The organism is Arachidicoccus sp. BS20, from assembly GCF_001659705.1.
Lineage (GTDB): Bacteria > Bacteroidota > Bacteroidia > Chitinophagales > Chitinophagaceae > Arachidicoccus.
Map to the genome: position 1 here is coordinate 602,625 of NZ_CP015971.1, position 13,955 is coordinate 616,579.

8 protein-coding genes are annotated in these 13,955 nt (G+C 41.0%); all 8 read right to left on the reverse strand.

Going from position 1 to position 13,955, the window contains the following annotated elements:
- Window positions 1–17: 17 nt before the first annotated feature.
- The 8 genes from A9P82_RS02805 to A9P82_RS02840 are packed head-to-tail and all read right to left on the reverse strand — an operon-like array spanning window position 18 to window position 13,827.
- Entirely contained in the window at window positions 18–2,345 is a 2,328-nt protein-coding gene (locus A9P82_RS02805) for a glycoside hydrolase family 95 protein (RefSeq protein ID WP_156522587.1), read from the reverse strand.
- A 29-nt stretch (window positions 2,346–2,374) separates the two neighbouring features.
- Window positions 2,375–3,145, reverse strand: coding sequence for an SDR family NAD(P)-dependent oxidoreductase (locus A9P82_RS02810; protein WP_066209514.1), 771 nt, complete (start codon window positions 3,143–3,145; stop codon window positions 2,375–2,377).
- An 11-nt stretch (window positions 3,146–3,156) separates the two neighbouring features.
- Window positions 3,157–4,809: a sodium:solute symporter gene (locus tag A9P82_RS02815; protein WP_066204006.1), complete on the reverse strand. Its 1,653-nt coding sequence runs from the start codon at window positions 4,807–4,809 to the stop codon at window positions 3,157–3,159.
- A 23-nt stretch (window positions 4,810–4,832) separates the two neighbouring features.
- On the reverse strand, window positions 4,833–6,059 hold the full coding sequence (locus A9P82_RS02820; RefSeq protein ID WP_066204007.1) for an enolase C-terminal domain-like protein: 1,227 nt from the start codon (window positions 6,057–6,059) through the stop codon (window positions 4,833–4,835).
- Between the two features lie 14 nt (window positions 6,060–6,073).
- The gene (locus tag A9P82_RS02825; RefSeq protein WP_066204008.1) at window positions 6,074–7,306 is read right to left on the reverse strand and encodes a DUF4998 domain-containing protein; all 1,233 of its coding nucleotides are present in this window, start codon (window positions 7,304–7,306) and stop codon (window positions 6,074–6,076) included.
- 39 nt (window positions 7,307–7,345) lie between these two features.
- On the reverse strand, window positions 7,346–8,632 hold the full coding sequence (locus A9P82_RS02830; protein WP_066204010.1) for a DUF4959 domain-containing protein: 1,287 nt from the start codon (window positions 8,630–8,632) through the stop codon (window positions 7,346–7,348).
- A gap of 29 nt (window positions 8,633–8,661) precedes the next feature.
- The gene (locus tag A9P82_RS02835; RefSeq protein ID WP_066204011.1) at window positions 8,662–10,605 is read right to left on the reverse strand and encodes a RagB/SusD family nutrient uptake outer membrane protein; all 1,944 of its coding nucleotides are present in this window, start codon (window positions 10,603–10,605) and stop codon (window positions 8,662–8,664) included.
- An 18-nt stretch (window positions 10,606–10,623) separates the two neighbouring features.
- Window positions 10,624–13,827: a SusC/RagA family TonB-linked outer membrane protein gene (locus tag A9P82_RS02840; RefSeq protein ID WP_231891193.1), complete on the reverse strand. Its 3,204-nt coding sequence runs from the start codon at window positions 13,825–13,827 to the stop codon at window positions 10,624–10,626.
- Window positions 13,828–13,955: the final 128 nt, after the last annotated feature.

A 13,955-nucleotide genomic window follows, 5' to 3' on the forward strand; every position in this document is an offset into this window, starting at 1 on the left:
AGGCGAAAATTTATAACTTACATCACGGACGATTTCACAGTTTTCAGAACGCCATTCACTTTTACTTTTACTGAACTTGGCTTTTTTGAATAAATATGATAAGAGATGATTTGCCCGTCTTTCCATCTAAAATCCACGACATAATTACCACGCGCTTTCAAGCCTTTCACTTCGCCCTGCGCTCTCCATTCATCGGGAACGGCTGGCAACAAATTAATATAGCCCGCATGGCTTTGCAACAGCATTTCCGCAATGCCTGCGCATCCGCCAAAATTGGCATCTATCTGAAACGGTGGACCTGCGGAAAATAAATTCGGATAAATACCGCCGCCGGCGCCGTAATTAATCCCTGTCGATACAACCGGACGCATCAGGTTGATAAACAATTTATACGCACGATTACCATCGTACAACCTTGACCACATCAGCATTTTGTAAGCAATAGACCAACTCGGTCCGTCATCGCCGCGAACATCCAAACTCTTCTTTGCAGCTTCCGCTAAGTCGGGCGTGCTGTCGGGCGTAATTTCATTTGCAGGATACACGCCGTATAAATGCGATACATGGCGATGATGCACTTCCGATTCTTTGTAATTTTCCAACCATTCCATAATTCTGCCGTCAGGCGAAATTCTCCCCGCAGGCGGAATTTGCGTGAGTTGATACTCAAGCGTATCCCTCAAATCTTTATCAATGTTGAACACTTTCGTAGCCGTAATTACATTCTCATACAACTCACGGATAATTTGATTGTCAATCGTCGGTCCCATGCAAATACTCACATTGTTTCCGTCTGGCATTACAAAGCTGTTTTCAGGCGAAGAGGATGGCGAAGTAACTAACCATTTAGTTTTTGGGTCACGCACCAGCATGCTTTTATAAAACAAAGCGGAACCTTTAAGTATAGGATAAATTTCTCTTAAGTATGCTGTATCATTCGTAAAAGCATAATGCTGCCAAAGATTGTCGCAGAGCCAGCCCGAACCACATTTGGTAACGCCCCACGAAGCGCTTTCGCCCGGCTCGGTAAAATGCCACGGGTTTGTAATCACGTGCGCCACCCAGCCTTCTGCATTATAATATGCTTTCGCGGTTTTTTCGCCGTTGGGAACCATTTCTTTAACCAGTTCTGTCAAAGGTAAATCGAGTTCCGACAGATTAGAAACATCCGTTCCCCAATGGTTCATTTGCACATTCACGTCCAAATGATAATCGCCGTTCCAGGGTGTATGAATTTGGTTTGCCCATAAGCCTTGCAAATTCGGCGGCAGCAAGCCGACCCTTGTGCTGCTGATAGACAAGTATCTTCCGAACTGATAAAACAAAACAGCCAAGCCGTTATCTGCTTGCGGATTTTTCTGAAATGCCTGTAAACGCTCATTCGTAGGCAAATCGTCTTTACTATTGCCAAGGTTTACATACACCCTTTTATATAATTTTTGGAACGCAATAATATGTTGTTGCTTTTCTTTTTTATAAGACTGACGGACTGCATTTGCCAACAAATCATCTACATCTTTCCGGTACGAAGGATTTTTATAATCTGTTTTTTCAGAGATATAAATAATGAGTTCGCTTGCATTCTTTACAACCAGATTATTGCCTTCAATGTGTTGCGAACCACCATTTGTAACCGCTTTTACTTTAGCCAGGTATTTCATGCCCTTACCATCTGTTCCGTTGTCCAACTGACCCTGCATTTGCAACACATTATCACTTGCAGAAACTGTTGCTCTTTCGGGGCGGCTGATTCCGATTGAGCAGTTAATTTGATGCGGCTTGTCGGCTGTAATTCTGATGATATCTACATCAGAGCCGAAGGCTGTAAAATATTCTTTCTTGTAATGTACGCCGTTTACTTCGTAAATACTTGTTGCAATGGCGCTATCCAAAGACAATCTTCGCAGATAGTTTTTATACTCAACTTTTCCTTCGTTCGTTCCGTTATAGGAAAATTTCAAATCGAGATTTCCCAGCATTTGAAAACATCCCCATTGCCTGCCGCCCGAACCCGGACCGAGACAAATGAAATGTTCATTAACCAGTTTTTGCGCTTCTTCATTTTTACCTTCAAACAATAATTCACGGATTTTCGGCAAGTAATTATGTGCATCATAATTATTCGCATCTTGTTCCGAACCTGACCAAAGCGTAATATCGTTCAGCACAATATTTTCTTTTTCAACGCCGCCATCGGGTGTCATACCTAAACGTCCGTTGCCTAATGGCAGCGTGGCTTCCCACTGTTTTGCAGGTTGCGTGTACCAAAGTTGCAAAGGCTTGGTTTGAGCAAAACCAATTTGGGTAAAACCCAACATTGAAAACAATAATAAATTCTTTTTCATCTTCATAAAATAATCTTGGCTTTATAATTTTAATGAGTAAACCTGTAACCCAATTCTGCGCCGCCACTCACAGGCAAAACAGTTCCCGTAATAAATCTTGCTTTGTCCGAAAGCAGGAAAACACAAGCATCCGCAATAACATCGCCTTCGGGACAATAACCCAACGGATGAATTTTGTCCAAGTATTTTTCTATCTCGCTTGCGTTGCTTTGTTCTTTTGCCCAACTGCGCAACATCGGCGTCCACACACCTGCGGGTGCAACAGCATTCACGCGAATTTTATATTGCGCATAATCCAACGCCATTGACTTCGTAAGCGCATTTACCGCACCTTTTGTGGCAGAGTACACCGCGTGATTTTCCTGACCGATTTCGCCAACTAAACTGCTTGTATTCAAGATGCAGCCTTTCGATTTTTTCAAAGCATCTAATCCGTATTTCGTTGTATAAAATATTCCTTTCAGATTCACATCGAACAATCGTTGCCATTCATCATTACTTGTTTCGTGCAAAGGCTTTGAAGGATGCGCAATTCCTGCATTGTTGTGAATAACATCCAATTTTCCGAATACGCTCAAAGCCTGTGTTATTGCATGTTTCACTTCATCTTCATTCGATATATCGCACAATATTGCGAGGTGTTCTCTGCCCAATACTTCAATTGCATTATCAAGCGAAATTTTATCATTGGAAACGATGATTACTTTGGCTCCGGCTGCTGCATATTTTTTTGCGCACTCAAAACCAATGCCCATTGAGCCGCCTGTTAAAAAAATAATTTTATCTTCTAATAATTGCATAAAAAATCTTCTTACCTGAATTTCCAAAATAAAAAAATCATTACCAGCAAAAGCAACGCCGATAATGTTTTATAGTTTCCGATTCCGCTCCATCCCTTACTTCGCAAAGGCTCTAATGGATTTTTCCAATACAACGTTCCACTTTCTTTTGTATGAACGACAGGATATACATAAGAAAAAATGATTTGCATTACAACGCAAATGCAAAACAAATAAAACGCTATCATCATAAAAGGAATGTGTGCGACAGCCGTGTTTGAATAAATTTTATTAATTGCAAAGACAACGGCGCCCAACGCAGAACCCAGCCACAGCGTGAGTTTCGCAGATTGTGCCGATGCGCCTTTCCAAAAAATTCCTAATAAAAACACACAGGTAATCGGCGGCGCAATGTGTGCGATAATGTCGTTCAGCCCATTGAAAATACTTTCGTATTTATTCAGCAAAGGCAATAACAGCAATGATATGCAAAGAGAAATACCCGCAGATATTTTTCCTACGCGAACTAATTTTTTATCACTCGACTCTGGTTTGTAACGCTTGTAAATATCGTAGCTCAGCATTGTTGAAATTGAATTCAACGCACCAGAAATTTGGCTCATGAGTCCCGATAATAAAGCGGCAATCAAAATCCCGATTAAGCCGCTCGGCAAGAGTTGCGTAATCATCAATGTATAAATGCCTTTGCTTTGTACCATTATTTTTCCTGCCGCATCAGTTGTTTGCAAAGAGCTTATGTTTAACAATCCTGATTGAGCCAATGTATAAGCCAACAAGCCCGGCAACACAAAAATAAACACAGGCAATATTTTGATAAATCCGCAAAACAAAGGACCCACCCGCGCATTGTTTTCATCTTTAGCGCCAAGCACTCGTTGTACAATAGTTTGGTCGGCGCACCAATACCAGATTCCCAAAACAGGATAGCCGAGAAACACCGCGTACCAAGGCATTCCGTCTTTATCTCCGTGCGGTCGCAGCATGGATAGTTTATTCATATTGCCTGTGTGATGCAACACATTTACCATCGGTTGCCATCCGCCCATTTTTTGAAATGCAGCAATGGTAATAACAATCGCTCCGGTAATCAGCACAACGGTTTGTACAGACTCGGTAACAACAACAGCTTTCAATCCGCCGATGATTGTGTAAACAGCAGTAATCAATGTGATGACAATCACGCTTGTGTACATATTAATACCGAACAATGTTTTTAAAACAATGCCGCCCGCCAACATAGAAAATGCGATATGAATAACAATTGCGGATATAATAGATATAATTACGAGCCAATCCCTGCATTCTCTGTTATATCTTTTTTCCAGAAAATCGGGCAGCGTTGCAACACCGGATTTTATATAGAACGGTGCGAAAAACAAAGCCAGTAAAATGAGCGTGAACGCCGCCATCCACTCAAAATTCCCGTTGAGCAAACCTGTATCAAACCCACTCTGCGCAAGGCTTACAAGATGAACGGTGGAAATATTTGTTGCAAATAATGCCAAACCGATTGAACCCCATTTCAAACTTTTTCCTGCTAAAAAATATTCGTTTGCGGCATTCCCTTTATTCTTTTTACGATGACTAATACCAGCCCACAATCCCAAAGCAAGAATGCCAAGGATATATGCAACACTGATAATAATGTCGATAGTTTTTATCATAAAAAGATAACGAGATTAGCTGATTATATTCCCTTCAAATCACAACTGCTTCCAACGTTTTGCGGCGTTTGATACAACCCGTTCTTTATCTGAACGGGATGAACAAAGTGCTGTTGCAAATGCGGAATATGCTCCAGAAACAATGCTTCATGTCCCAATGAAATATGATTGAACAAAACCAAATGCTGATGCAATTGTCCCATGTCTCCCACGTGCGGAACAACAGGAACATTATATTTTCTGCATAATAAACTCACGCTTATAAACTCGCTCACACCGCCAACTCGCAGAGCATCTACCTGAATGAAACCTGCGCATTTTGTTTGCAGATAATTCTTAAAAATAATTCTGTTCGGCACATGCTCGCCAAGCGCCAGTTTTACAGGATTGATTTCTTCCGATAAAACTTTGTGCGCCAATACATCGTCGGGATGCGTAGGCTCTTCAATCCAATATGGATTGATAGCAGCAAGTTCTTTACAAATTTTTATTGCGCGCGGCAAAGTCCATTGCTGATTGGCATCGAGCATTACTTTGGCTCTATCGCCCGCAGCTTCCCGTACAATATTCGCACGACGAATATCATCCTGTTCATTATGTGAACCAACTTTCAGTTTCATCGCCAAAAAGCCTTCTGCAACTGATTTGCGTACATTTTCTTTTACCTGTTCATCTGAATAATTGAACCAACCTATTGATGTATCGTAACCCGGATAACCTTTGTCTAAAATTTTTGTGCGTTCATTTTTTCCGCTCAAATTTTCTTGCAATAAAGACAATGCTTGTTCTTTCGTCAGTTCTTCTTCGAGATACGATAAATCAACAACATTGATAATTTCTTCGGGTGATAAATCAATCAACAATTTCCAAAGCGGCACGCCTTTTTTCTTCGCCCACAAATCAAAACACGCATTGGTTACAGATGCCAAAGCCAAATGCACCACGCCTTTGTGCGGACCAAGCCAGCGAAATTGTTGTTCATTGGAAAGCTCATTGAATGTTTTACCGAAACCGGACATTAACTCTTCAATGTCTTTCCCGATTAATTTTTCGGCATAAAACTTTGCCGCCTCGCAAACCAAGTTATTTCCTTCTCCGAGCGTAAATGCGAGACCCGTTCCAACAATGCCACTGTCGTCAATTAACTGCGTTACGGCATAAGAATAAACCGGGTCTCGATGAATGGCATCGCTTCCTGCGCCTTTGCCTAAAGGATAGCGAATGTCTCTAACTGAAATATTTTTTATCATTCAATTCTTTTCTCTTATTCTTTATACCAGAACGTAACCTGGCTAAGATTTGTACCGGAACCGCCGTCTGAAGTTTTAAGCACTCTTATCATGATATAACGAACAGGTGGCGGATTATCTATGAAATTGGCAGTAACTGCCGCCTGTCCGTCATCTCCACGCACAACTTCCGTTAATAAAGTCCAGCCTTTGCTTAATACATCGGTTTTCCAATTCGCATCATTGCCTGCTAATTGTGAAACGGCGTTTGTTGTATCTGCAATTCCCCATACTTCAAAATCGATTGGATTGCTACAACAGTTTCTTCCAATTTCCTGAATGCGTGAAATATTGTTATAAGTCGCTCCTAAATCAATACTGAAATGGTTTGCCAAAGGTACCTGTCCGTCAGAACAAAAAGCGCCATGAACATCTCCGGTATAACCTTTAATGTCTGAAGATCCGTCCCAGATAGATTCGATATGCGTTCCGTAGCTGTTATCATGAATATCATACGGAAGATTTAATGCAGAGAACAAACTCTTGCTGCATTCAACATATTTGAAAATAGTAGGAACGGTATCTGGAAGCAATGTTGTAAAAGTATCGATAGCTCCTCTCTTAGGAGTATAAGAAGACTGATAAGTAACAGGCGTTCCAAATTTATAGTTGGTAAGCAAAACACCACCGTTATCCGCAGAAAGATTTTCTTTCACTGTTGCTCCTGAAGTATTGGTATAAGTAACCACCGTATTAATATTAACTGTATCGGGAGTCAAAAAATTCAACAGTACATCGGACTGGTTACTTTGCACGATGTAAGGCGTGTCTATGTTGATTGGTCTGTTTTGCAAACTATTTTGATATATGCTGCCGTAAGCTCGCGCATTATCCACTTCCGTGACTATAGATTTATTTCCTTTATCATCATAAGAATTAATGAAAAACGTGTAGCTATACTCTTGCAAATTACTAATCAGACATTCAATAGTATCTTTCGGTTCGTGTGTTGTAGCCTGCACTATTGTTGAATCTGCGTAGTTATTCCAATAAACTACATACTTAGTTACACTTGGGTCGGGGCTTGGATGCCATTGCAACATCAGCCTGTACTTGCCCGGCAATACAGATACATTTTGCGCAGAACCAGGATAGGTAATTTCTTTTCCGTCAAGAAACGATTCGTAATCCGTTGCTTTTCTTGAGCAGGCATACATAACAACAACCAGTAAAGATATTGCCGTCAAGATTTTTATATTGTTTCTCATTTTAAAAATTTTATTAAGGATGCAATTATTTTATTAACACTAATGGATATTAGTATTTCCGTAAAACGTTATTTCATTCATGTTGAAATAATTATCTGTTCCGCCCATGATATGTAAACATTCAAATCTTATATATCTTACCGGAGGCAAATCAAACGATAAATCAAAATTGAAACCGGCATTCCAAAGAGTTATATCTGCATTGGTCAATGGATTATCGGCAGGTCTTGGCGGTCCATCGAATACGCCCATATTAATCCAACCGCCGGGAGTCATTCCACCGACAGGCGGTAACTGTGTTGTGTCTGTGGGCATCAGTTCATCTTGCGGCGTATCTGCTCTTCCCCACATTATCCATTGCTGCGGAGCACCGGAAGTCCATACAAATTCATTATTGCCACCCGTTCTGTAGTTTAAAACATAGCGGCTGAGTTTTGCCGTTTGCCCCATATCAAAAGTTGCCCACACGGGCCATAGAAATGGCTTAAGCGGATTTTTGGTAGTCAGAGGTTGTTCTGTAGCATAAGTACTGTTATCAGAAGCATCTCCATCGAACAGCTTGGGCAGGTTAAAATATCCATTTTGATAATTCGGTACATCTGTACCCAATACGTACTGCTGGAATTTGGATTTATCCATTAACTCTTCAAATATCGGCTTAATGGTTGTGAATACTGTATCCGACCTGTTGCCATATTGGTCTGTTACATAAAATGCAAACGGTTTCGGCAAAGTATCGTAACCGCGCAAACTGTAGTTTACCGAATCGGAATTTGAATAATTCTGGTCAATTATCTCATACCTGTTGGTAAGTGCATTCGGAAAAAGCGTAACGATTCCAATATTAGACTTTGTCTTGTTAACAGCCTTAATATTGACACCGCCAAAAGTAGGCTGCGTGAATAATGTAGCATACGTGAGCAAATACGGCGGCGTATCGGGATGCACTTTTACCACTACCGAATCCGACTTCACATCCGCGCGGGACACTACGTGGAGAATAACATCATAATCCTGACTTTTGGCAAATCCGCTAACAATAATACTATCCGAATAATAAGACGATTTGGACTGCCTGCTTGCCGTATCATTAATTTTATATGTTGCCTGAACATATAAAATATTGGACGATTCCGGCAAGTCATACGTAATGATTGCTTCGCCGTTCAGGTTAGTAATCTTTACATTGGTTACAGGACCGGGCTTTGTTTTATCGGTAGATACAACAGTATTGTATCCTTCCATTTTTTTGCAGGAATACTGTACTGCTATCAACAACATGAAAGCAAGGGGATACAGTTTTCTTAAATAATTTTTCGATGCCATTATTTTCAATTTAAAAATGAATGTTTCTGTTAATAACCTTGCCAGTAAGGTGTTTGAACCAAATTAGGATTCGTCAGCAAATCATATTTCTGTATCGGGAATAAATAATCTGCAATACCAAACTGCGGCTGATAGTAATTCTGGATGTTATAATATGCAGCAGTCGTCTTTTCTTTAGAGCGCGTGTTCCAGCCCTGGAACGGATTGGTTAATACGCTTTGCAGCTCTTTCCATCTGCGCAAATCCCATCCGGCTTGCCCTTCAAATGCCAGCTCGATTCTTCTTTCCTGATGAATAATCTGTCGTAAACCGTCTTTTGTATTCGGCTTATTTGGGCTTTTGGAATACTGCGCCCAAGCTTCCTGTACACCCGGCAATCCGGCTCTCGCACGAACTTTATCAATCCATTGATATACTTCAGGACTTGGACCATTTGCTTCGTTCAAACACTCTGCATATAACAGCCACAAACCCGTGAGGCGCATAAAGGGCCAATAATAATTTTGTGCCTGAAAGGAAGAGTTGCTTCCACCTGTAGCAGTTGTTTGATATGGCGTTAATTTTTTAGCCCAATATCCTGTAGGATTATAACTAATAGGGTCAAGCGGCGCAGCAGCACCATTAACAGCATTGATATAGTTTGGATTGGTATCGTCGGTATTACCGAAGCCAAACCATACGCCGCCGTCAAAAGCGACATCGGCATAATATCTCGGTTCCCTGTTTAAGTTACCTTCGTTGGTATTGTAACCTTTTTTTACATAAAACCTGTTGGCATCATCGCCTTGTACCACTTTGTATCTGTCTGCGTAGTCAAAGGTCTTATCTTCATTAATAGGTACACCGTTCTTCGAATAAAATAATTCGCTTTCAGCCATTGGTACACCGAAGTTGGAAAAGAAATCATACACCGAAATTGCTGCATCACTCACTCTTGGAGCCGCCCATATCTGATAACCGAAAGTGTTGTTGATTGTCCATATTTGTTCGGGGTTCCAGCTATCGACAAAAGCACCTTGCAGTGTCAGCAATTCTTTAGTAGAATCCGTCATGTGTGTAACACCACCCTGCTGAACAAACTGATACAACTGAAACCCTTGCGCCTGTGCCGCATCGATAGCGGCTTTACACGCATCTGCTGCACGTTGCCACTTAGACGGGTCAACAGAAGTGGAAAATAAATTCTCTCCGTGCTTACCTTTGAAACTTGCATAATCAGGATTACCGTTAAATAATGGGCTTGCTTCCGTAGCCAGCACTTCCGCTTTTACAGATAGTGCAATAACCTGTGAAATTCTTCCTGCCTCGGTAAGTGTATTTTGAATTGTAGGCGGCAAATCGGGAATAGCCTGGTCTAACAAATTCACTACATAACTAAAACATGAATCCACCGGATACTGAAACTCTCTTACCGAATCTTCGGGAGCATCTACCGGCATGGCTTTATCTTCAATAGGTATCGGACCGTACATCCTGATTAACCAATAATGATAGTAAGCCTTTAAAAACTTAGCTTCTGCTATCCAGCGTTTCTTATCGTCAATATGTAAATCGGGCGGCGTATTGACATTATCCAAAAATGTATTACACTTTCTGATAGCTTCCCATAAACGTGTTCCTGCACCACTTCTTATATTATATCCGTCCCAATAATTATACAAAGGATTCTGTACATTCTGTAATCCACGCATGAGATTGAATCCATCAAGGTCTGCACCATTTAAGCTTGTATTGCTGGGCAAATCAGTAGGAAAAATAATTTCTCCCGAAGCTGTAAAACCTGCATTGCCCAATGGATTTCCCATTTGTTGTAAGTAACTATAACAACCAAACAGATACGCTTCCGTTTCGTTTGCATTGGCAAATGAGCTATTCAGCGTTGCTACGTCATCTGGAACAACATCCAGATACTTACTGCATGAGTTAAATACCGGAATCAGTAAGAACAGGCTATATTTTAATATTTTTTTCATTTCACTAAAAATTTAAAGCTAAAAATTCATATTAAGACCAAGGTTATACACTTTCTGTATAGGGTATCCAAAGCCGTTTCCAGCCTGTTCCGGGTCCCACATTTTAAATTTGCTGAACGTGAGCAAATTCAATCCGCTGAAGTATATTCTCAGATTTTTGATAGCTGCATGTTTTGTCCATTTTTGCGGCAACGTATATCCAAACTCCGCTGATTTTAATCTAAGGAAACTTCCATCGCGTAACCACCAGGTGCTGGTTTGGTCGTTGTTTGGAATATCCACAGAAGAAAAACGGGGCCACAACGCATATAAATTCTGATTTTCTTCTGTCCAGTGATTATCGGCATAAGCTTGCAACAATTGCGAATTATTAATGAAAGGCGCAGTAGAGTTCTGGTCAATAAAGAATGATTCTCTTGCTAACCCTTGGAAAAATGCGCTCAAATCAAAGTGTTTATATCCTACGGAAAACCCAAATCCATAAATAATCTGCGGTGTTGTAGGCAATCCTATCGGTACCTGGTCATCGCCGTCAATTACGCCATCGCCGTTTACATCACGGTATTTGATATCGCCACCCATTACTTTTAATGAACCACCAAATGCCTGCGGAGGCGAGTTCAAAGCTTCCTTATCATCCACAAATAAACGCTCTGCTATATAACCGCGAGGCTGATTCAAGGGAAGTCCGTAGCCATATTGATATGCATACCTGTAATCGGGTTCTTCATCGTATATCAATTTATTGGATGTTACCGTTAAGTTACCCATTGCCTGCGCCCAAAAGTCTTTTGAAATGGTTTGCTTATAATCAAGATTCAAGTCAAGACCATTAGATTTTACCTTGCCTATATTTGCCTGTAAGTTTGCATTAGCACTAGTTTCGAGACCAACGGAAACGGGAATATAACCTCTCGGATTCAAAATATCGTACCTGTATTCGTGATAAATTTCTGCGGTAACATTCAGGTTTTTAAAGAAGGTAGCTTCAATAGCAAGATTGGATTTCTTTGATCTTTCCCATGTAATGTCAGGATTCGGGTATGCACTAATTGTGGTCCCATTTAAACTGAAACCGTTTGATGTGCCAAAAGAAGCTCCGGGACCGCCATCGGGCGATACATTTGACAGATAGAAAAATCTTCTGCTGCTGATATTATCATTACCTACCAGTCCGTAACTGCCTCTCAATTTTAAACGGGTAATAACATCGGATATACCGCCTGTCCAGAATTTTTCATTGGAAATAACCCACCCTGCGCCAATGGTCGGGAAAAAGCCCCAACGATGCTGCGGTGCAAATTTTTCAGAACCATTGTAGCCGAAATTAAATTCTACAAAATAGCGGTTGTCGTAAGAGTAGGACGCTCTGCCCGAAAAGCCGAGGTTTCTATTAGGTAAAGAGCTTTGCAAATCTCCGGCATCTCCATCTTCGGTTTGCTCCCTTGTTCCAATTAATGTAGCACTTACATTATTTTTTCCGAAATTTCTAGTGTAATCCAATGTCCCCTGCAAATAGAGATATGTAGTAACCGTTTTTGTTCCGGGATAATAACTCAAAAATTCCTGTGCCTGCCCAGGTTGATTATTTATCCAGTCTAACGTATAATCGTTGGTATGCGGGTCAAAGCTTGCTATATTGTAATAGAACGGTTTATATTGACGCGTAAGGTCAAAATAAGAATACCTGTTCGTGCTGAAGATTCCGTGAAATGAAAGTCCTTTTGTAAAGAAATCGAACTTTTGTGTCAGCTCAAATTGGGCAGACATTCTGGATTGTGAAAAGGACTTGTAGCCATCCATCAAATCGGCATAAGGATTGTCCAAAAGACCGCCTGTGATATTGGTATTATTTCCAAACAGGATATGGTGTGTGAGCAAGTTGGCGCTATCCGGCGGATAAGAAGGGGCAAATGCTACCGGATTTGCATGAAGCGCCTTAGAATACAAGTCAGTTGCGAAACCATCGGAACTGCTTGTAATAGGTCCTGTATAATCATTAAAATTTCCCCAGAGTCTAACTTCTACATTTGTGGTAGAAGTGATAGCAAGATTTACGTTGGCTCTTAGCTGGTAATTTTCATACTTCATCCCGGAATTGAAATTGTTTATCGGGCTTACCTGTAAAATACCGTTGTCCCGCGAATAAGAACCTGCTATGTAATATTTGGCAAACTGGCTGCCGCCGCTTGCATTAAAGTCAGCGCGCCTGGTAGCAGTCTGGTCTTTGAACAAAGTTTTCATCCAATCAACGGCGGGATAAATATATGGGCTACTACCCGGTGCATTATCCCACGTTTGTTGTGTATTATATATTTGATTAGGAGTAAACTGCGGAGTCTGGGAAGGGAATCTCGTAGTAACAGCTTCGTTGTAATCTTTCATGTATGTTACAGGGTCAGCCAGTTTTATAGTCTTTGTAGGTTTTGATACAGAATTTTCTACGCGAATATTTACTGAAGCTTTTCCTATCTTACCATCTTTTGTAGTAATCAATATTACGCCGTTCGCGCCTCGCGCACCATATAAAGCTGCAGCGCTCGCGTCTTTCAAAATGGAAAAGCTCGCAATATCATCTACTTGCAATCTTGCCAAGTCATCTGCACTTAGTTCAATATTATCTACCAATATCAGCGGGCTTGCGCTATAACCGTTTGTTGTAACTCCGCGAATGAAAAAGTTAGCATTGTCAAAACCGGGCTGTCCGCCGCGTTGAAATGCAATCATACCTGCAACCCTTCCCGCAAGCGCGGTCGTAAGGTTACTTGCAGGAATCTGCAAATCCTGCGGATTTACGCTTGTAACCGAACCGACAACCGCTTCTTTTCTTTCCGTTCTTCCAAATGCGGTTACCACCACATCCTGACTTTCAGCGGTTGCCGGATGCAGTATAATGTTCAAAGGTTTCATACCTTCCGAAACAGTAACATTCTGGCTTTGAAAACCTACAAAAGAAAATTGCAATACCGAACCGGCTGAAACTTCAATAATGAAATTACCATTGTCATCAGTAAAAGTTCCACTCCCCTTCTTGGACGTATTTACGATACTCACTCCGCTTAATATTTTCCCGGTGGTATCTTTTACCGAACCGGTAACAGTTATTAATTGCTGTCCGGACGAAGTACTTTGCGCCGAAGACTGTTTAATTCCACCTAAAAATAAAATGATGGCAAACAGACCGAATATCCAAATATTCGGCTTGGCAGATCTCGATAACAAACAATTGTTTTTGTGCGAACAAGAAGAAATTGCCTCCTTACAGAAGCGCCTCTTTCTATGGCTTGCCGCATAGTCTGTATCGCTTGTGCGATATATATTTTTTGTAATCAGTTCAGACATACGATTAG

Coding starts and splice junctions, on each gene's coding strand:
- A9P82_RS02805 (WP_156522587.1), bottom strand. CDS start 2,345: ATGAAAAAGAATTTATTATTGTTTTCAATGTTGGGTTTTACCCAAATT.
- A9P82_RS02810 (WP_066209514.1), bottom strand. CDS start 3,145: ATGCAATTATTAGAAGATAAAATTATTTTTTTAACAGGCGGCTCAATG.
- A9P82_RS02815 (WP_066204006.1), bottom strand. CDS start 4,809: ATGATAAAAACTATCGACATTATTATCAGTGTTGCATATATCCTTGGC.
- A9P82_RS02820 (WP_066204007.1), bottom strand. CDS start 6,059: ATGATAAAAAATATTTCAGTTAGAGACATTCGCTATCCTTTAGGCAAA.
- A9P82_RS02825 (WP_066204008.1), bottom strand. CDS start 7,306: ATGAGAAACAATATAAAAATCTTGACGGCAATATCTTTACTGGTTGTT.
- A9P82_RS02830 (WP_066204010.1), bottom strand. CDS start 8,632: ATGGCATCGAAAAATTATTTAAGAAAACTGTATCCCCTTGCTTTCATG.
- A9P82_RS02835 (WP_066204011.1), bottom strand. CDS start 10,605: ATGAAAAAAATATTAAAATATAGCCTGTTCTTACTGATTCCGGTATTT.